Source organism: Hephaestia caeni, from assembly GCF_003550065.1.
In the GTDB taxonomy this organism is placed as follows: domain Bacteria; phylum Pseudomonadota; class Alphaproteobacteria; order Sphingomonadales; family Sphingomonadaceae; genus Sphingomonas; species Sphingomonas caeni_A.
The window spans coordinates 185,595-205,438 of sequence record NZ_QXDC01000003.1; the positions used below are offsets into that span (position 1 = coordinate 185,595).

At 68.3% G+C, this 19,844-nt stretch carries 14 protein-coding genes and 1 riboswitch; of the genes, 6 read left to right on the plus strand and 8 right to left on the minus strand.

All coding sequences use genetic code 11. The annotated features are described in order from the left end of the window. Window positions 1–22: 22 nt before the first annotated feature. The 5 genes from DFR49_RS09410 to DFR49_RS09430 form a co-directional block, all read right to left on the minus strand. Window positions 23–1,519, minus strand: a complete 1,497-nt coding sequence (locus DFR49_RS09410; protein WP_119035515.1) for a CoA-acylating methylmalonate-semialdehyde dehydrogenase — start codon at window positions 1,517–1,519, stop codon at window positions 23–25. A gap of 122 nt (window positions 1,520–1,641) precedes the next feature. Further along, window positions 1,642–2,421, minus strand: a complete 780-nt coding sequence (locus DFR49_RS09415) for an ABC transporter ATP-binding protein (RefSeq protein ID WP_119035516.1) — start codon at window positions 2,419–2,421, stop codon at window positions 1,642–1,644. Continuing rightward, a complete protein-coding gene (locus DFR49_RS09420) occupies window positions 2,412–3,374 on the minus strand; it encodes a FecCD family ABC transporter permease (RefSeq protein WP_119035517.1) in 963 nt (320 codons plus the stop codon). Before DFR49_RS09420 ends, DFR49_RS09415 begins: the two co-directional genes overlap by 10 nt. Next, window positions 3,371–4,180 (minus strand): ABC transporter substrate-binding protein, encoded by an 810-nt coding sequence (locus DFR49_RS09425; RefSeq protein ID WP_119035518.1) that lies wholly within the window; start codon window positions 4,178–4,180, stop codon window positions 3,371–3,373. The genes DFR49_RS09420 and DFR49_RS09425 overlap by 4 nt, the downstream gene beginning before the upstream one ends. Continuing rightward, window positions 4,180–6,021 (minus strand): TonB-dependent receptor plug domain-containing protein, encoded by a 1,842-nt coding sequence (locus tag DFR49_RS09430; protein ID WP_119035519.1) that lies wholly within the window; start codon window positions 6,019–6,021, stop codon window positions 4,180–4,182. The genes DFR49_RS09425 and DFR49_RS09430 overlap by 1 nt, the downstream gene beginning before the upstream one ends. Before the next feature lie 104 nt (window positions 6,022–6,125). Beyond that, a riboswitch (cobalamin riboswitch) is annotated at window positions 6,126–6,331 on the minus strand. Window positions 6,332–6,451: 120 nt separating this feature from the next. Between DFR49_RS09430 and DFR49_RS21960 the strand changes: the two genes are divergently transcribed. Next, window positions 6,452–6,592 (plus strand): hypothetical protein, encoded by a 141-nt coding sequence (locus tag DFR49_RS21960; RefSeq protein ID WP_170150986.1) that lies wholly within the window; start codon window positions 6,452–6,454, stop codon window positions 6,590–6,592. Between the two features lie 16 nt (window positions 6,593–6,608). Here DFR49_RS21960 and DFR49_RS09435 read toward each other — a convergent pair whose 3' ends face one another. The 3 genes from DFR49_RS09435 to DFR49_RS09445 form a co-directional block, all read right to left on the minus strand. After that, complete coding sequence (locus DFR49_RS09435) at window positions 6,609–8,390, minus strand: IlvD/Edd family dehydratase (RefSeq protein WP_119035520.1); 1,782 nt, start codon at window positions 8,388–8,390, stop codon at window positions 6,609–6,611. A gap of 89 nt (window positions 8,391–8,479) precedes the next feature. After that, the gene (locus DFR49_RS09440; RefSeq protein WP_211325853.1) at window positions 8,480–9,559 is read right to left on the minus strand and encodes a LacI family DNA-binding transcriptional regulator; all 1,080 of its coding nucleotides are present in this window, start codon (window positions 9,557–9,559) and stop codon (window positions 8,480–8,482) included. A 21-nt stretch (window positions 9,560–9,580) separates the two neighbouring features. Next, window positions 9,581–11,725, minus strand: coding sequence for an alpha-glucuronidase family glycosyl hydrolase (locus DFR49_RS09445; protein ID WP_119035522.1), 2,145 nt, complete (start codon window positions 11,723–11,725; stop codon window positions 9,581–9,583). 97 nt (window positions 11,726–11,822) lie between these two features. Between DFR49_RS09445 and DFR49_RS09450 the strand changes: the two genes are divergently transcribed. The 5 genes from DFR49_RS09450 (at window position 11,823) to DFR49_RS09470 (ending at window position 19,675) form a co-directional block, all read left to right on the plus strand. Then, window positions 11,823–14,204, plus strand: coding sequence for a glycoside hydrolase family 3 N-terminal domain-containing protein (locus DFR49_RS09450; RefSeq protein ID WP_119035523.1), 2,382 nt, complete (start codon window positions 11,823–11,825; stop codon window positions 14,202–14,204). Continuing rightward, complete coding sequence (locus DFR49_RS09455; RefSeq protein ID WP_119035524.1) at window positions 14,201–16,261, plus strand: GDSL-type esterase/lipase family protein; 2,061 nt, start codon at window positions 14,201–14,203, stop codon at window positions 16,259–16,261. Before DFR49_RS09450 ends, DFR49_RS09455 begins: the two co-directional genes overlap by 4 nt. A 100-nt stretch (window positions 16,262–16,361) precedes the next feature. Next, complete coding sequence (locus tag DFR49_RS09460; RefSeq protein ID WP_119036336.1) at window positions 16,362–17,504, plus strand: fumarylacetoacetate hydrolase family protein; 1,143 nt, start codon at window positions 16,362–16,364, stop codon at window positions 17,502–17,504. 43 nt (window positions 17,505–17,547) lie between these two features. Continuing rightward, window positions 17,548–18,345, plus strand: a complete 798-nt coding sequence (gene xylB / locus DFR49_RS09465) for a D-xylose 1-dehydrogenase (RefSeq protein ID WP_119035525.1) — start codon at window positions 17,548–17,550, stop codon at window positions 18,343–18,345. A 166-nt stretch (window positions 18,346–18,511) separates the two neighbouring features. Then, window positions 18,512–19,675 carry an endo-1,4-beta-xylanase gene (locus DFR49_RS09470; RefSeq protein ID WP_119035526.1) on the plus strand — a complete coding sequence of 388 codons (1,164 nt, stop codon included), beginning with the start codon at window positions 18,512–18,514 and terminating at the stop codon, window positions 19,673–19,675. The last annotated feature ends 169 nt before the right edge of the window (window positions 19,676–19,844 follow it).

The following is a 19,844-nucleotide window of genomic DNA, read 5'->3' on the forward strand; positions in this document are numbered from 1 at the left end:
GCAGAGGGAATGCGCCACCCCTTCACCCCATCGTCGGGATGACGAAGGCGTTTTCGCCCGTGGCCGAGCCGTCGGGCCAGCGCTGGGTGACCTTCTTGTTCTTCGTCCAGAAGCGCACGCCTTCCATGCCGTGCTGGTCGATGTCGCCGAAGCCCGAGCGTTTCCAACCGCCGAAGGTGTGATAGGCGACCGGGACCGGGATCGGCACGTTGATGCCGACCATGCCGACGTTGACGCGCGCGGCAAATTCGCGCGCGGCATGGCCGTTGCGCGTGAAGATCGCGACGCCGTTGCCATATTGGTGGCGCGATGGCAGTGCGAGCGCTTCCTCGAAATCCTTCGCGCGGACCATCTGGAGGACGGGGCCGAAAATCTCCTCCTTGTACGAACTCATCTCGGGCGTGACGCGATCGAACAGCGTCGGGCCGACGAAGAAGCCGCCTTCATGGCCTTGCAGCGTGAAGCCGCGCCCGTCGACCACCAGCTCGGCGCCCTCGTCGACGCCTTTCTGAATCCAGTTTTCGATGCGGGCCTTGTGTTCGGCGGTGACGACGGGGCCGTATTGCGCCTCGGCATCGGTCGAGAGTCCGACGCGTAGACTGGCGATCGCGGGGAGCAGTTTCTCGCGCAGACGATCGGCGGTCTCGTCGCCCACCGGCACAACCACCGGGAGCGCCATGCAGCGTTCACCCGCACTGCCGAAGGCGGCACCCGCGAGATCGTTCACGACGGCATCAAGATCCGCGTCGGGCATGACGATGCCGTGGTTCTTGGCGCCGCCCATCGCCTGCACGCGCTTGCCGTTCGCCGTGCCGCGCGCATAGACATACTGCGCGATATCGCTCGAGCCGACGAAGCTCACCGCGCCGATCGCCGGATGATCGAGGATCGCATCGACCATTTCCTTGTCGCCGTGGACGACCTGCAAAATGCCCTCGGGCGCGCCGGCCTCGACCATCAACTCGGCGAGGCGCACGGGCACGCTGGGGTCGCGTTCGGAGGGTTTGAGAAGGAAAGCGTTGCCGCACGCGATCGCCGGGCCGAACATCCACATCGGAATCATCGCCGGGAAGTTGAACGGCGTGATCCCGGCGACCACGCCGATCGGCTGGCGCATCGAATAGACGTCGATCCCCGGCCCGGCGCCCTGGGTATATTCGCCCTTCAGGGCATGCGGGATGCCGCACGCGAATTCGATCACGTCGAGCCCGCGCTGCACGTCGCCGCGCGCATCGGCCACCACCTTGCCGTGTTCCGACGACAGCAAATGCGCGAGTTCCTCCAGATGTGCCTCGACCAGTTCCTTGAAGCGGAACAGCACGCGCGAGCGGCGCTGCGGGTTGGTCGCCGCCCAGCCGGGTTGCGCCGCCTCGGCCGCCGCCACCGCCGCATCCAGATCGGCGCGGGTGCCGAGCGCCACGCGCGCCTGCACCTGGCCGGTATTGGGGTTGAAAATATCGTGGCTGCGAGCCGACCCGCCGCCCGCATGGCCGGCGATGTGGTGGTCGATGGTGCGCATGGTCTCTCCTCGGCAATGTCGTGTCACGCGCCGCTTCGGCGCCCGAACGCACGCCGCACGGCCTGGCCGACCTGAGTCGGTCTTTGTAATAAAGTTGCTTGTGCCACAAGCGAAGACCGGAGTCAGCCGGTCGCCCGTCCGATCGGGATGCACAGGGGCCGCCCGGCGGAATCGGCGGTGACGCTGACATCAATCGCGAACACCGCGCGCAGATTGGCGGGGGTGAGCACCTGCGCCGCAGGGCCGAACGCGGCGACGCGGCCGGCCTTGAGGAGCAGCACGTCGTCCGCCGCGCGGCCCGCCTGGACGAGATCGTGGAGGACGATCGCGACCCCCGCCCCCGCCGCGGCGCGCGCGCGCAGGCGATCGAGGATGTCGATCTGGTGGGCGGGATCGAGGCTGGCGAGCGGTTCGTCGGCGAGCAGCCATTGCGGCGCGCCCGCCAGCACCCGCGCGAGCAGGACGCGGGCGCGCTCGCCGCCCGAGAGTTCGTTGACCGGGCGGTTCAGCAGATCGGCGGTCGCGGTCGCGGCGACGGCGTCGGCGATCGCGGCGTGATCGCCTTCCGAGAGCCCTGCGAAGGGCGCATGGTGCTGGGCGCGGCCGAGCGCGATCACGTCGCGCGCGGGGACGTTCCAGTGGATCGCGGCATCCTGCGGCAGATAGCCGATCCGGCGCGCCCGATCGCGCGGATCGAGCGCGGCGACATCGCGCTCCCCGAGCCGGATCGCGCCGCTCTGGATCGCGACCAGCGCCGCCATCGCCTTGACCAGTGTCGATTTGCCCGCACCGTTGGGGCCGAGGATCGCGGTGACGCGGCCGGGGCGGAAGGTGGCGGTGATGTCGTGGAGGACCGCGCGGCCGGCGAGCGTCACGCCGAGGCGATCGATCGTCAGATCCATGCCAGCCTCCGCTGCCGGAGCAGAAGGGCAAGGAAGAAGGGCGCGCCGATCAGCGCCATTGCGACCCCGAGGCGGACCTCACCAGGGCCGGGCGCGAGGCGGCATAGGCTGTCGGCGGCGAGCACCAACGCGGCACCGCCGAGCGCCGAGGGCAGGAGCAGCGCCGCCGGGCGGTGCCCGAAGATCGGGCGCAGCAGGTGCGGCACGACGAGACCGACGAAGCCGACCACGCCCGTCACCGCGACGCTCGCCCCGACCGTGAGCCCGGTGCCGAGCACGACCAGCGCCTGCAACCGCCCGAGCCGCACCCCCATTGATCGCGCCGCCGCCTCGCCGAGCGTGAGGGCATCGAGCGCGGGGGCGGTGAGGAGCAACAACAGCGCGCCGATGCCGAGGAAGGGCAAGGCCGGCAGCAGATCCGCCCAGCCGCGATCGGTGAGCGCGCCCATCAGCCAGTCGATCACCTCGGCGGTGGCATAGGGATTGGGGGCGATCGAGATCAGGAACGCGGTGAGCGCGCCCGACAGGCTGGCGAGCACGGTGCCGGCGAGGATGAAGCCGACCGCGCTCTGCGTGCGCCAGGTGAGCGCGGCAAGCAGCGCCATCGAGCCCGCCGCCGCCAGCATCGCGCAGGCGAACACTCCGCCCGCCCAGCCGAACACGATCGCCGCGACCGCGCCGAGCGCCGCCGAGGACGACACCCCGACCACCGCCGGATCGGCGAGCGGGTTCCTGAGATAGCCTTGCAGCACCGCGCCCGACAGCCCCAGCACGGCGCCGAGCACGAGCCCGAGCACCGCGCGCGGCAGGCGCAGTTCGAGGACGATGCGCCACAAGGGATCGGCGCTCCACCATGCCGAAAACGGCACCCAGATCTTGCCCGCCGTCAGCGACGCGGCGAACAGCAGCACGACCAGCGCCGCGAGCAGCGCGAGCTTGGCGGTGCGGCTCATTCGAGCACCTGTTGGCGGATCGCGGCGAGCGTCTGGACCGCGGGGATGATCGTCGGGCCGCCGCAATTGACGAGGTTGCGCGGGAACGCCGCCTGCCGCGTGCGATAGGTGAGCACGCGCGTGCGGATCGCCGATTCGCGCGTCGAGAATTCGGGCGCCATGATGAGTTGGGGCGGATCGCCGAGGATCGTCTCCAGCGGCAGCCGGCCGGTATGCTGCAATCCGTAATCGGCGGCTGCATCACGCAGGCCGACATGCGTCATCAATTCGTCGAGCAGCGTACCCCGCCCGGTCACGAGATCGCCGCTGATGTAGAGCAAGGCCGAGGGGCGCGCGGCATCCGTCGGTTTCGTCGCCGCGAGCGCCTGATCGATCCGCGCGACCATCGCCTGCCCGCGCCCCGGCCGATCGACTGCGCGCGCCAGTTCCAGAATCTGCGCCTTGCTGGCGGCGATCGTCGTCGGCGAATCGAACAGGAGCACGTTGAGCCCGGCGCGTTCGTAGGCGGCGCGGGTCGCAGCGGGGGTGAAGGTGCTCGTCACCACCAGATCGGGGCGAAGCGCGATCACCTCCTCTGCGGTGCCCGCCGTCACGCGGTAGCGGCGCGCGACCTCGGGAGGCAGCGACGTCGCGGTGGGGTCTTGCGAATAATGGCTGATCGCGGCGATCCGATCGGGCTCGACCAGCGAGACCAGCATCTGATCCGCGCAAGGATTGGTCGAGACGATCCCGCCATGCGTCGCCGGCGCCGGCCTGTCACAGCCGGCGAGGACGAGCAGCAGCGGCAGGATCGCCGCACGACGCATCAATCGAGCCTCATCCGCACCCCGCCATAAGCCGCGCGACCGACCGTGCCATAGCCGAACACCGTCTGGTAGCGCTCGTCGAACAGGTTCTCGATCCGGCCGTAGAGCGCGAAACGCTCGCCGACCGGCAATTCTGCCCGCACGCCCGCCAGCACGTAGCCGTCGAGCCGGGTGACATTGCCGGCATCGTCGTAGCTGTCGCCGACGACGCTGACCGTGCCGCCGAGACTGAGCGCGAAGGGAAAGCGATAATCGGCCGAAAAATTGACCGTCTCCCTCGGGCGGCGAGCGAGATCATGGCCGAAATTGGCGCCCGGGGTGCGGTTGCGCGCCCTGGTGTAGGTATAATTGGCGCTGACCGTGAACGCATCGATCGGGCGCAGCGCAATGCCGACTTCGACGCCGCTGGCGCGCGCACGCGCGATATTGGCATAGGTGAACGTGCCGAGATCGAAATCGATCTGGTTATGCGTATCGCGATGGAAATAGGTCGCGCCGACGCGGACGCGGCCGTCGAGCAGCGCCTGCTCGATCCCCGCATCGTAGCTTTTTGCCGTTTCGGGCTCGAGGCTCGGCGTGCCGTAGGCGCCGTGGAGCTGATAGAGCGTCGGCGCCTTGAACCCTTCGGCATAGCTGGCGCGCAACGTCGTGCCGGTCGCGAGCGCGAGCGCCGCGTTGGCGCCGATACTGGTGTGGCTGCCGAAATCGTCGTGATCGTCGTTGCGCACCCCGCCGGTGACCGTGAGCTGGCGCACCGGCTGGACGATCAGTTCACCATAGACGCTGGTGGTGCCGGTCGACGCGGTGGTAGTGCCGTCGTCGAAGCGGCTGTCCTCATGCTCGGCACCGGCGACGATGCGGAGCTGATCGAGGACGCGGTAATCGCCCTGATACTCGTAGCGCTCGGACCGACCACGACCGATGAAAAGCGCCGCCGCACCGACACCAGGATCATAATTGTCACGATTGACGTCGGCGATGGTGAAGGCGGCACGGTTGCGGAAGCTCCCGAAATCGGCATGGACGCCGGCATAGCCGTAGAGTTCCTGCGTCGTCGAATATTCGGGCGTGTCGGCGAAGACGTAGGCGGGCGGCGGAAAGCCGTCGAGATCGATCTTCGAATGGGCATAGTAACCGCGCAAATCGACGCCGATGCCGTCGGTGACGTCGATGCCGAGCCGCGCGCTGCCGCCGATCTGGCGATAGCCATCGCGCTCGGTGCCGTCGGCCGCCGCCGAGATGCCGTCGCTGCGCAGGTATCCGGCGGTGAGCGCGCCCGAGAGCGCGCCGCTGCGGCCGGAGACCGCGCCGTTGGCGACGACGCTGTCCGCCGCGCCATATTCGGCGTTCGCGCGCGCGGCGACGCCGGCTTCGGGCGGCCGTTCGGTGACGATGTTGACGACGCCGCCGATCGCCTGGCTGCCCCAGGGCACCGAATTGGCGCCGCGCAGCACCTCGACCCGTTCGACCGAGCCCGAGAGCAGGCTGCCGAAATCGAAGGCGCCGCCGGGCGACGACGGATCGTTGACGCGCACACCGTCGATCAGGACCAGCGTCTGCGTGGCCTCGGCACCACGGATACTGAGGCTCGTCAACGTGCCCGGCCCGCCCGAACGGGTGACGCTGATGCCGGGGGTGGTAGCGAGATAATCGGCGATCGAGACGGTCTGGCGCGCCTCCAGATCGTCGCGGGTGACGACGGTGATCGCGTCGCCGGTCTCGTTCACCGATTGCGGCGCGCCGGCGGCGGTGACGACGACATCGGCGGGCGTTTCCTGCGCAAGCGCGGGGGCGGCGAACGCAGCGGTGGCCAGAAGGAGCAATCGATACGGGGGGGTCATGCGGGTCTTCCTCGATGCAACCGCCGCGCACCATTGCGAGCGGACGAAATGTCGCTCGCTCGAGGAAAAAGCCCCTCGTCCGCCCGGCACACCCCGTCCGCGCAGAGGATCGACCGCGACGGGCAGGTCTCCTGACTCCCGGGTTATCGCGGGCAACGCCGCCTTCCCGGGGCATGAGCCCCAGTGGCGTGATGGCGTGCCGGCTATCCGGTTACAGTTGCGGGGGCAGTGCCGGGATTGCGGAACCTGAATTCCGCGCACCGAACTTCCCTTTTGATCCCTCTCGGGAACCCGTCACGCGGGAGCCTCTAGCGATTTGCGACGAACCGATCAAGTTCGACGAAAAGAGGGCTTTTCAAGACAGGTTGTTTATGATCCTTAAAGGGTAGGGTGGCAAAGGTAACAATTATTATTCGGGCGGGGGCCTGCTATGAAGGGTATCATAGGTGAGGCGCTTGAAGCGCCGCCGACAGACGGCGAAGGGCGGCCGGTGATGGGCATCGTGGTCGGATCACTCGGCGCGCTGGCGCTGTGGGCCGGAATCCTGGGATTGATCAGCCTGATCCTCTGATTCGGCGAGATCGGTCCTAATGATTGTGGCGCGGCGTTCGCGCCGCAATCCCTCTGTATTTGAGCGCGAATTCCAGCGCGGCGCCATCGGCGAGCTGGCCGCTCTTTTCACGAAACAGCTCTTCCCAGGGCGAATGGCTTTCGGGCAGCAGCGGCGGCGCTTCGGCCCCGCGCCGCGCGATCTCCGCTGCATCGACCAGCGCGTCGCACGTCCCCACGTTCAGATCGACGCGAATCACGTCGCCGGTGCGCAGCCAAGACAAGCCGCCGCCAACCGCGCTTTCGGGGCTGACGTTGAGGATCGACGGGCTGTCCGACGTTCCCGACTGGCGGCCGTCGCCCAAGGTCGGCAGCCAGGCGATGCCACGGCGGAGCAGCGCATCGGGCGGCTGCATGTTGACGACCTCGGCCGAGCCCGGCCAGCCGATCGGCCCCGCGCCGCGCATGACGAGGATGCAATCCTCATCGATCGCCAGCGCGGGATCATTGATGCGGTGATGATAATCGTCCGACCCGTCGAACACGATCGCGCGGCCCTCGAACACGCCTTGCGCCCCCGGGCGTGACAGATAGCGCCGACGGAACTCATCCGAGATCACCGAGGATTTGAGGATGCCGAGATCGAACAGATTGCCGGACAGCGCGAGATAACCGGCCTTTTCCATCAACGGATCGCCGAACGGGCGGATCACCTCGCGATCGCGCGATTCGCAAGGCTCGATATTCTCGGCGATCGTGCGGCCGGTGCAGGTGAGGCAATCGCCGTCGAGCTTGCCCGCTTGCAGCAATTCCCACAGCACCGCGGGCACGCCGCCCGCGCGGTGGAAGCGCTCGCCCAGATATTCGCCCGCGGGCTGGACGTTGGCGAGCAGCGGCAGATCGTAGCCGTGATCGGTGAGATCGCGCGGGGCGAGATCGACCCCGGCGTGGCGCGCCATCGCCATGATGTGCGGCTGCGCGTTGCTCGACCCGCCGATCGCGGTGAGCAGGCGGATCGCATTGAGGAAGCTTTCGCGCGTCAGGATCGCCGAGGGGCGCAGGTCTTCATACGCCATGTCGACGATGCGGCGGCCGGTTTCATACGCCATCTGCCCGCGCTCGCGGTAGGGTGCGGGGATCATCGCGCAGCCGGGGAGCGCCATGCCGAGCGCTTCGGCGATCGAATTCATCGTCGAGGCCGTGCCCATCGTGTTGCAATGCCCCGCCGACGGCGCGCTGTCGCACGCACGATCGAGAAATTCGTCCTCGCTGATCTCGCCCGCCGCGAGCTTGCGGCGCGAGCGCCAGATGACGGTGCCCGAACCAACCAGTTCGCCCTCGTGCCAGCCGTCGAGCATCGGGCCGCCCGACAGCACGATCGCCGGGATATCGACGGTGGAGGCCGCCATGATCGCGGCGGGCGTCGTCTTGTCGCATCCCGTCGTCAGCACCACCGCGTCGAGCGGGTAGCCGTAGAGCAATTCGGTGAGCGTCAGATACGAGAGGTTGCGATCGAGCGCCGCGGTGGGGCGGCGGCAATTCTCGAAGATCGGATGGACGGGAAATTCGATCGGGATGCCACCTGCATCGCGGATGCCGTCGCGCACGCGCCGCGCGAGATCGAGGTGGATGCGGTTGCACGGCGCCAGATCGCTGCCCGATTGCGCGATGCCGATGATCGGCCGCCCGTCGCGAAGCTCGGCCGGGGTCAGGCCGTAGTTCATGAACCGTTCGAGATAGAGCGCGGTCATATCGGCGCGGGCGGGGTCGGCGAACCAGTCGCGCGAGCGGAAGCGGCGCTTGGGAGTGCGGTCGGTCATGCGATCTTGTTAGCGCTACCTAACTCGCACTTCAATGCCGGTGCTTGAATGCCGGGCCGATATCGCGCCGCCCGCCGGGCAAGGGCGCCTTACTTCTTCCCCGCCACCACCTCGGGACGACGGCGGCGTGGGGGGGCATCGGAATGCCGCCGCACGAGCGAATAATCGAGCAGCACACGCCGATGGGGTGACGGCTTGCCGCTCCGCCGATCGCGCGCCTCGACGACGAGCTGATCGAGCGCGGCGCGCGACATATCCGCGATCGGCTGATGAATCGTCGTCAGCGCGGGCCAGATCGTGGTCGCAAACGGCGTGTCATCGAACCCGCAGATGCTGAGATCGCCGGGCACATCGACCCCGCGGCGGTGCGCGACCGCGACGGCGGCGGCGGCCATATCGTCGTTGCTGGCGAAGATCGCGGTGGGGGACGGATCGCGCGCCAGCAGAAGCTCGGCCGCGTCGAGCCCCGAGCGATAGGTGAACAGGCCCTGCGCGATCAGCGCCTCATCGACCTTCGCACCCCGCTCCTCAAGCGCGGCGCGATAGCCTTCGAGCCGGCGCGCGCTGGCATGCTGGTTGGGATTGCCGACGATGAACCCGATGCGATCATGCCCCATCGCGAGCAGATGCCTGGTCATCGCGCGTGCGGCCTCGAAATCGTCGATCCCGACCGAGGAGACGCGATCGGGCGGGCGCGCGCTTGCGACCACCACCACTGGCACCTCGGCTTCGCCGAACAGCGCGATCACCTCGGTCGCGTCGCTGAGCGGCGGCGGCAGCAGCACGCCATCGACGCCGCCGTCGATCAGGTGGCGCGCCGCGCGCTGTTCGTCCTGGCCAGGTTCGCATTTCTCGATCACGAGCTGGACATCGCCCCGCGCCGCCTGATCGAGCACGCCGACCAGAAATTCGCTGAGATAGGCCGCGCTCGGATTGCTGTAGAGCAATCCGATTCGCACCTGCCCCCCGCCCGCGAGGCTGCGCGCGGCCGAGTTGGGCGCGTAATTGAGCGCGCGGATCGCATCCTCGACCGCGGCGCGCGTGAGCGGCCGCACCGTCTGCTCGCCGTTGATCACGCGCGAGACCGTCATCGGCGAGACGCCGGCGCGCTTGGCGACGTCGGCGATCGTGGGGGCGCTGCTACCGCGCCGGCTGGGTTTCTTGGCCAAAATCGTTCCTCTGTTGTCTGATCAATGCCCCGGAGCATAGGGAAAGCGCAATGCCTTGTAATAATCGAGGTCATGCGCGGGCGGCCTCGCGCCCGGCGGCAAGGGCAATTTCGACAGCGACTGGAAATAGGCGATCGAGGCGTCGCGCCACCATCCGGCCTCACGATGCTGGATCGCGAGGAACGTCGCGGCCTTGGCATAGCGTTCGCGATCGACATAGCGGTCGAGCCCCGCCCAGGTCCGCTGCATGGCGGCAACCGCATCGACCCCGCGGCCGTAGCGACTGACGAGCGTGTTCCACAAACTGTCGCCCGATGCCATCCGATAGCCCCACGGCAGATGGTGGAACCACAGCAGGTAATCGTCGCCCACCGTGCCGAGATCGGCGAAGCGCCGCGCCACCGGCGGCGCATATTGCGCGACCGCATCGCTGCCCGATGCCGTGCGATCGAAGCCGATTCCGTTCGCGTCGGCGCGGTTGTAATAGGTGGGGTTCCATTCGGGGCGATCGAGATCGCCTACCCACGGCGCGGGGCCGTAATGGTGGCCGGTCGCCATCTGGTGCGCGAGACCGAGCGGAGTCATGTAATCGACCGCCGCCTGACGCGACCCCATCATCATCGCGGCGACGGGCGCGACGAAGGCGGGATCGGTGGTGAAGGTCTGTTTGATCCATTCCTCGGCGATCGTGCGCGACGACAGATCGGGATTCCAGGCGAGGCGGCCGAAGGCGTACCAATTGGCCTGATTGAAATCGGAGCCCGTCCAGTCGCGATCCGAGCCGATGTTCGCGACGCCCGCGATCGCGCTCAAAGCGTGGCCGTCGAGCCGGCCTTCGATCACCTTCGCGACCGTCGAGCCCTTGCCCTTTGCATAGGTGTCGGCGTCGAGCGCTTCCTCGAACAGCGGCGCGAGGTAGACGAGATGGGTCGCGAAGCCGAGATATTCCTTGGTGATCTGCACTTCGAGCGCGAGCGGCGTTTCCGGCATCGCGCCGAACAGCGGCGAGAATGGCTCGCGCGGCTGGAAATCCACGGGGCCGTTCTTGACCTGGAGGATGACGTTGGCGGCGAACCTGCCGTCGAGCGGTTTGAACTCGCTATACGCCTGTCTGGGGCGGTCCTCGGCATTGTCGGCCGAATAGACGAAGGCGCGCCAGATGACGATGCCGTGATGCGGGCGAAGCGCGGCGGCGAGCATGTTGGCGCCTTCGGCATGGCTGCGGTGATAATCGCCCGGGCCGGGCTGGCCTTCCGAATTGGCTTTGACGAGGAAGCCGCCGAAATCGGGAATCGCGGCATAGATCTCGTCGGCCTTGGCGCGCCACCATGCCGCGACCTGCGGATCGAGCGGATCGGCGGTCGGCAAGCCGCCGAGCACCTTGGGCGAGGCGAAATTGACCGATAGCCACACCTTGATGCCATAGGGCCGGAAAACGTCCGCCAGCGCCGCCGCCTTGGCGATGAAGCGCGGCGTCAGCATGTCGGGCGCGGCATTGACGTTGTTGAGCACGGCGCCGTTGATGCCGATCGAGGCATTGGCGCGCGCGTAATCGGTGTAGCGCGGATCGCGGTAATCGGGCAGCCGCCACCAATCCCAGATCGATTGCCCGGCATAGCCGCGCTCGACGCTGCGATCGAGATTGTCCCAGTGATCGAGCATCCGAATCGCGATTCGCGGCGCCGACGACATATCGAGATCGTCGAGCCGCGCCCCCGTCTGCGCCAGCCGCAGCCAGGCGAAGGCGCCGTGGAGCAGCCCGATATCGGTGTTGGCGGCGATCACCGTCACCGCCGCGCCGTCGAGCGTGACGCTGCGGATCAGATAGCCTTCGTCGCCGAGCCGGGCGAGCGGCAGGCCGAGGGCGGTGAGGCGAGGAAGTTCGGCGGGCGTGCCGATCACGAGCGCGCCGGCGCGCGGTGTCGTGGCGCGCGGCGGCGGTGCGCCGAGCAGGCCGGCAAGCCCGCGATCGAGTTCGCCGAGCGCCGCGCGCAGGCTGGGCGACGGATCGGCGGGCGCGAGGATCGCGGCGGCTTGCGCGGCGACGACGGCGCGCGGGGCCGCCGCGAGCGGGCGATAGCGGAGCCAGAGATCGTAGCCGTCCTCGGCGTGCGCGGCCGGCGCGATCCCCAGCAGCAACGCCAATGCCAGCAGCAGCCTCGTCATCCACCCCCTCCTCTTCGCGGTTGACAACCTCCTAGAGCATGGTAGCGCTATCAGCAACGGCCGCGGTCAGCGCGGCGTGAACTTGGGGAGGATGGGAATGAAGGCTCACGCGATCCTGGGCGCTGTTTCGGCTCTCGCACTGGTTTCGGCCGCACCCGTTCCCGCCCCCGTCGCCGCTCCCGCTCCTGCGGCCGCCGCGCAGGCGGAGCAGCCGCTCTATCGGCAGGTGTCGGCGCCGGTCGCCGACCGGGTCGAAGATCTGCTCGCCCGCATGACGCTCGAGGAAAAGGTCGCGCAACTCGAGGTCGTGTGGACGGGCAAGACCGCCATCTTCGACGCGAACGACCAGTTCGACGCCGCCAAGATGGCAAAGGTCTATCCCAACGGAATCGGCGGGGTCGCCCGCCCTTCCGACGCGCACGGCCCGATCTCGCCGCGCGAATTGCCCGGGCGCGACGTTGCGCAGACGATCCGGCTGGTCAACGCGATGCAGAAATGGGCGACCACCAAGACGCGCCTCGGCATCCCGATCCTGTTCCATGAGGAAGGGCTGCACGGTTACGCCGCGCCGGGCGCGACCAGTTTCCCGATCCCGATCGGGCTCGCCTCGTCATGGGACCCCGATCTGGTGCGACGGACGAACGTCGTCACCGCGCGCGAGATTCGCGCGCGCGGGGTGACGCAGGCGCTGTCGCCGGTGGTCGATATCGCGCGCGACCCGCGCTGGGGCCGGATCGAGGAGACGTTCGGCGAAGACCCCTATCTGGTCGGCGAGATGGGCGTCGCCGCGGTCGAGGGGCTGCAAGGGCCGGGGCGCGCGCGCGTGCTCAAGCCGGGGCATGTCTTCGCCACACTCAAGCATCTGACCGGCCACGGCCAGCCCGAGAGCGGCACCAATGTCGGCCCCGCGCCACTTTCCGAACGCGAATTGCGCGAGAATTTCTTCCCGCCGTTCGAGGAAGTGATCCGCCGCACCGGCGTCGCCGCGGTGATGCCGTCGTATAACGAGATCGACGGCGTGCCGAGCCACGCCAACAAATGGCTGCTCACCGACGTGCTGCGCGGCGAATGGGGTTTTCGCGGCGCGATCACCAGCGATTATTCGGCGATCGACCAGTTGAAGGATATCCACCACATCGCGGGCGACCTGGAGCAAGCCGCGCGGCTGGCGCTCGCGGCCGGGGTCGACATGGACCTGCCCGACGGGCTGTCGTACCGGACGCTCGTCAAGCAGGTGCGCGAGGGCAAGGTCTCGCAAGCCGCGATCGACCAGGCCGTGCGCTATGTGCTCGACATGAAGTTCCGATCGGGGCTGTTCGAGAATCCCTATGCCGACGTCGCCGCAGCGGAGGCGATCACCAACAATGCCGACGCCCGCGCGCTGGCGCTTGAGGCGGCGCAAAAGTCGATCGTGCTGCTCAAGAACGACGGGCTATTGCCGCTGAAACCAACGGGCACGATCGCGGTGATCGGCCCCAATGCGGCCAAGGCGCATCTCGGCGGCTATTACGGGATTCCGCCGCACACCGTATCGCTGCTCGACGGCGTCAAGGCCAAGGTCGGCGATCGGGCACGCATCGTCTATGCCGAGGGCGTCAAGATCACCGAGAACGACGATTGGTGGGCGGACGAGGTGACGCTCGCCGATCCCGCACAGAACCGGCAGCGGATTGCGCAGGCGGTGGAAGCCGCCAGGGGCGCCGACACGATCATCCTCAATATCGGCGGCAACGAACAGACCAGCCGCGAAGCCTGGGCCGACAACCATCTCGGCGATCGCGACGACATCGTCATGGTGGGGCAGCAGCAGGAATTGTTCGATGCGCTGAAGGCGCTGGGCAAGCCGATCGTGGTGGTGCTGACCAACGGCCGCCCGCTCTCGGTCAACCAGGTCGCCGAACAGGCCGACGCGCTGATCGAGGGCTGGTATGGCGGCGAGCAAGGCGGCGCCGCGATGGCCGACGTGCTGTTCGGCAGCGTCAATCCCGGCGGCAAGCTGCCGGTGACGATCGCACGCTGCGTCGGGCAATTGCCGCTGTTCTACAACCACAAGCCGAGCGCGCAGCGCGGCTATCTGTTCGACACCACGGCGCCACTGTTCCCGTTCGGCTACGGGCTCAGCTACACCAGCTTCGAAATCGGCGCGCCGCGGCTGTCGGCGGCAACGATCAGCACCGGGGGCAGCGTGACCGTGTCGGTCGACGTCGCCAACACCGGCAAGGTCGCGGGCGACGAGGTGGTCCAGCTCTATATCCGCGACAGGGAAAGCTCGGTGACGCAGCCGGTGAAGGAGCTGAAAGGTTTCCGCCGCGTGACGCTGGCGCCCGGCGAGAAGCAGACGATCAGCTTCACGCTGACGCCGCGGTCGCTCTCGCTGTGGAACATCGACATGAAGCGCGTCGTCGAGCCGGGCGCGTTCGACATCATGGTCGGGCCCGACTCGCGCACGCTCAAGACGGTGACGCTGGTGGTGTCGTGAGGCTGCTGCTGCTCGTTGCCGCGACGCTCGCCGCCGCGCCGCTGGCGGCGCAGGAACCGCATTGGGTCGCGTCCTGGGGATCGGCGCAGCAGGTGCCCGAACCGCATAACGCGCTGCCCGACGATGCGCTGACCGATGCGACGCTGCGCCAGACGGTGCGGCTTTCGCTGGGCGGCACGCGCGTGCGGGTGCGCTTCTCGAACGCGTTCGGCACCGCACCGCTGACGATCGACGCCGCCGCGATCGCGCGGCCGGTGGCGCGCGGTAAACCGCAGATCGTGCCGGCGACCAACGTGCGGCTGAGCTTCGGCGGGATGGCATCGGTGACGATTCCGGCGGGGGCGGAATATGTTTCGGACCCGGTGCTCTTCGACGCGCCGGCTGGATCGGACGTCACGGTGAGCATCCATTATCCCGAGCCGCCCGCGCGGCAGACCGGCCATCCGGGATCGCGCGCGACATCGTTCGTGGCACCGGGCAATCGCGTCGGCGACGCCGATCTGCCAGGCGCGATGCCGGTTGAGCATTGGTATCAGCTTGCCGACATCGAAGTGGCGGCCGACGGCCACGCGCGCGCGATCGTGACGATCGGCGATTCGATCACCGACGGGCACGGTGCGACCACCGACGGCGACGATCGCTGGCCCGACCAACTCGCCGCCCGGTTGCGCGCGGCGGGCGCCGACGCGGCCGTGATCAACACCGGGATCGGCGGCAACCGCGTGCTGCTCGACGGGCTCGGCCCCAATCTGCTGGCGCGGTTCGACCGCGACACCGCCGCGCGCAGCGGCGCCACCGACGTGATCCTGCTCGAAGCGATCAACGATCTCGGCACGCTGACGCGCGACGCGCCGGTATCGCAGGCGGAGCACGATGCGCTCGTCGCGAAGATCATCACCGGATACGGCCAGGCGATCGACCGCGCGCATGCCCAAGGTCTGCGCATCTGGGGTGGCACGCTGACGCCGTTCGTCGGCAACGATTATTATCATGCCGATGCCGCCAACGAGGCCGACCGCCAGGCGCTCAACGCCTGGATTCGGACGCCCGGCCATTTCGACGGCGTGATCGATTTCGACCGCGCCGTTCGCGATCCCGCGCAGCCGGAACGACTCTTGCCGGCGTACGATTCGGGCGATCATCTCCACCCGTCGCCCGCGGGCTATGCGGCGATGGCGGCGGCGGTGCCGATCACGGCGTTCACACCGAACGGGCCGAGAATCGCGATCACCTTCGACGATCTGCCCGCGCACGGGCCGCTGCCGGAGGGCGACAACCGGGTCGCGATCATGGCGGCGATCAGCAACGCGCTGAAGGAGGCGGGCGTACCGCCGACCTATGGCTTCACCAACGGCGGCTTCGCCGAGAACGAGCCAGCGTCGACGCCCGCACTGGCGGCGTGGCGCGCCTCGGGGCAGGTGCTCGGCAATCACACCTGGTCGCACATGAACCTCAATGAGAACGCCCTCGCGGCGTGGCAGGCCGATCTGCTGCGCGACGAAGCCGTAATCGCCCCGCTGATGACCGACAGCGACTGGCACTGGCTGCGCTACCCCTATCTCGCCGAGGGCGAGACGCCGGATAAGTGGCAGGCCGCGCGGCGCTTCCTCGCCGGGCACGGCTACAAAATCGCCAGCGTGACGATGAGCTTCGGCGACTATGCCTGGGCGGCGCCCTATGCGCGTTGCGTGGCGAAGCAGGACGACGCGGGGATCGCCGCGCTGGAGGCGAGCTATATGAAGGCGGCGGCCGATGCGCTTTCCTGGGCGCAGGCGGCATCGAACAAGGTCGAGGGGCGCCAGATCCCGCTGGTGCTGCTGATGCATGTCGGCGCGCTCGACGCGCGGATGCTGCCACGGCTGCTCGACTTCTACCGTGCACAGGGCGCGCGCTTCGTGTCGCTGGCCGAGGCCGAGCGCGATCCCTTTTATGCGGGCGACATCGCCCCCGCCACGGCGCGTCATCCGGCGACGCTCGAGGCGGCCGCGATCGCGAAGGGGGTTGCGCTCCCACCCGCGCCCTCGCCGCCCGCCACGCTGGAAAGCATTTGCCAATGACAGACAGGTGGCGCAGAGCGACGGTGACGCCCATAGAATGCTTGACTCGTGGGCCGTATCGCATATTGGTAGCGCTATCACACGCGAGGGGATGCACGAGATGGATTTTGCGGTGACGACCGCGTTGCCGGCCGATTGGCGGACCGGCCGGTTTGTCGGGCGCGTCGACCGCGGCGACGGCCCGTGCGTCATCCTGATTCGCGACGGCCGCGCCATTGATATCACCCACGCCTACCCCACCGTTTCCGCCTTCGCCGCGGCGGGCGCGCCCGATTGCGACGGCGAGGACCTGGGGGCGCTCGACGCGCTCGGCCTGTCGGTGACGGCGATCCCGCGGCTGCTGAGCCCGATCGACCTCCAGTGCGTCAAGGCATCGGGCGTCACCTTCGCGGTCTCTGCGATCGAGCGCGTGATCGAGGAGCGCGCGCGCGGCGATGCGGGCAAGGCGGCCAAGGTGCGCGGGCGGCTCGAGGAGCGCATCGGCGGCTCGATCCGATCGGTGGTGCCGGGCAGCGGCGACGCCGCGGCGCTCAAACAGGCGCTGATCGACGACGGCATGTGGTCACAATATCTCGAGGTCGCGATCGGCCCCGATGCGGAGATTTTCACCAAGTCGCCGGTGCTCTCGACCATCGGCTGGGGCGCCGAGATCGGCGTGCGATCCGATTCGACGTGGAACAACCCCGAGCCCGAAGTGGTGCTGCTGGTCGCGCCCGACGGCCGCGCGCTGGGCGCGACATTGGGCAACGACGTCAACCTGCGCGATTTCGAGGGGCGATCGGCGCTGCTGCTCGGCAAGGCCAAGGACAATAACGCCTCGTGCTCGCTGGGGCCGTTCATCCGGCTGTTCGATGGTGATTTCACGATGGACGACGTACGCGCGGCCGAACTCGATCTGGAGATCACCGGCGCGGAGGACGGCTATCGCCTGACCGGGCACAGCTCGATGCGCGAGATCAGCCGCGATCCCGACGACCTCGTCCGCCAATCGCTGAGCGAGCATCATTATCCCGACGGCTTCGTGCTGTTCCTCGGCACGCTGTTCGCCCCCACCCAGGACCGGGACGAGCCCGGGCGCGGCTTCACCCACAAGATCGGCGATCGCGTATCGATCGCGACGCCGCGGCTCGGCACGCTCGTCAACCGCGTCGTCACCTCGAAACAGGCCGCGCCCTGGACGATGGGGATCGGCGCGCTGATCACCAATCTCGCCGGCCGGGGGCTGCTCGGGCGCGCCGAATGATCGCTTCCGCCTACTTCATCACACGACGTCAAGGACTGCCTGAATGCTGCAAGAAGTGAGCGCTGCCGGCACCGATACCGCCCGGTCTGCGCACTATCCGAGCCTCGCCGACAAACGCGTGTTCATCAGCGGCGGCGGTTCGGGGATCGGCGCCGGGCTGGTCGAGGCGTTCGCGCGCCAGGGGGCGCGCGTCGCCTTCGTCGACATCGCCGACGCCCCCTCGCGCGCGCTGGTCGAGACGGTCTCCGCGAGCGCGCGCCATGCGCCGCGCTTCGACCATTGCGACATCACCGATCTCGATGCGTTCAAGGCGGCGATCGGCGCGGTCGAACGCGATTTCGGCGGTATCGACGTATTGATCAACAACGCCGCCAACGACGACCGCCACGATATCGACGCGGTGACGCCGGGCTATTGGGACGACCGCATGGCGGTGAACCTGAAGCATCAATTCTTTGCGGCCCAGGCGGTGTGGCCGGGGATGAAGGCGCGCGGCGGCGGATCGATCATCAATTTCGGCTCGATCTCGTGGCACCTCGGGCTGCCCGACATCGCGCTCTACCAGACCGCCAAGGCGGCGATCGAAGGGCTGACGCGCAGCCTTGCGCGCGAACTCGGCCGCGACCGGATCCGCGTCAACACGATCGTCCCCGGCAATGTCGAAACGCCGCGCCAGGCGCAATGGTACACCCCCGAAGGCGAGGCCGAGATCATCGCCGGCCAGTGCCTGAACGGCCGCATCCAGCCCGCCGACGTCGCCGCGATGGCGTTGTTCCTCGCCTCCGACGATGCGCATATGTGCACCGCGCACGCGTATTGGGTCGACGCCGGCTGGAGCTAGGGCCAATCGCCATTCAGCCCATGTCGGCCTGCAAATGGCGGCCTCTCGCGCTTCCGGTGCTCACGTACCTGAAAGTACGCTGCGCGCCGGGTCACGAGACACCACCATTTTCGGCTCGACCTGAACTGAATGGCAATCGGCCCTAATCCGTCGAGGAGAGCATATCATGGCCAGTGAGATCACGCGTCGCGAGGGCATGGCCTTGCTGGCGGGATGTGGACTGGCCGGGCTCGGGCTGATCGCGTCCGGTGATGGCGCGCGCGCCGCCGCGGCGCCCTCGATCGACGCCGTCGCGCGCAAGGGCAAGCGCCGGTTCGGGTCGGCGTTCGGCTGGAGCCCGCCCGGCGCCGATGCGGGCAGTTTCGCCAATCCCGCCTACGCCGCGCTGCTCGAACGCGAGTGCGGCGTGCTGGTACCCGAGAACGAACTCAAGTGGCAGGCGCTGCGGCCCGATGCGGCGAGCTTCGCGTTCGATCGCGTCGATGCGATGCTCGATTATGCGATGCGGCAGGGCATGGCGGTGCGCGGCCATACGTTGCTGTGGCATCGCCCCAAATGGATGCCCGCCTGGGCCGAGAGCCATGATTTCGGCAGTACGCCGGCCACCGAGGCCGAGCGGCTGCTGACGACGCATATCGAGACGGTGATGCGCCATTGCGGCCCTCGCATCGCAAGCTGGGACGTCGTCAACGAGGCGGTCGATCCCGAGACCGGCGGGTTGATCGAGATCGCGCTGTCGCGGGCGATGGGCGGTGCGCAGCAGTCGATCGATCTCGCCTTCCACACCGCGCGCGCCCACGCGCCCGCGGCCGAACTGGTCTATAACGATTTCATGAGCTGGGGCGCGGGCAGCGCGACGCACCGCACGGGCGTGCTGCGGCTGCTCGAAGGTTTCCGGGCGCGCGGCGTGCCGGTCGATACGCTGGGCATCCAATCGCATCTCGTCACCAACGGCCCCGACATCGCCGCCACCGTCGCGCGGCAGGAAAGCGACTGGCGCGCCTTTCTCGACGCGGTGGTGGCGATGGGATACCGGCTGATCATCACCGAACTCGACGTGCGCGATACCGGGCTGGCGGCGCCGTTCGCGGTGCGCGACCCGCTCGTTGCGGACTATACGCGCGCCTATCTCGATATCATGCTCGGCTATCCGCAGCTTGGCGACGTGCTCGTCTGGGGGATGTGCGACAAATATAGCTGGCTCGACGGGTTCGACCCGCGCGACGACGGCAAGCCGCGGCGCGGCTGTTGCTACGATCCCGATTTCCGGGCGACGCCGATGCGCGCCGCGATCGCGGCGGCATTTGCCGGAAGGTTAGGCGAAAGTTAGGCCAAAACGCCGCACGAAACCCAAGTCTATCAAAGGGATACCCGCGCCTCGATCTGCCGCGAACATGACAGAGTCGGGCTTTGTAGGACAGCCCCTTTCGCCTCGCCGTCCTTTCGAGACGGAAAAGGGCGCCCCTCCTTGCGGAGAGGCGCCCTTCCTGCGCCCGAAG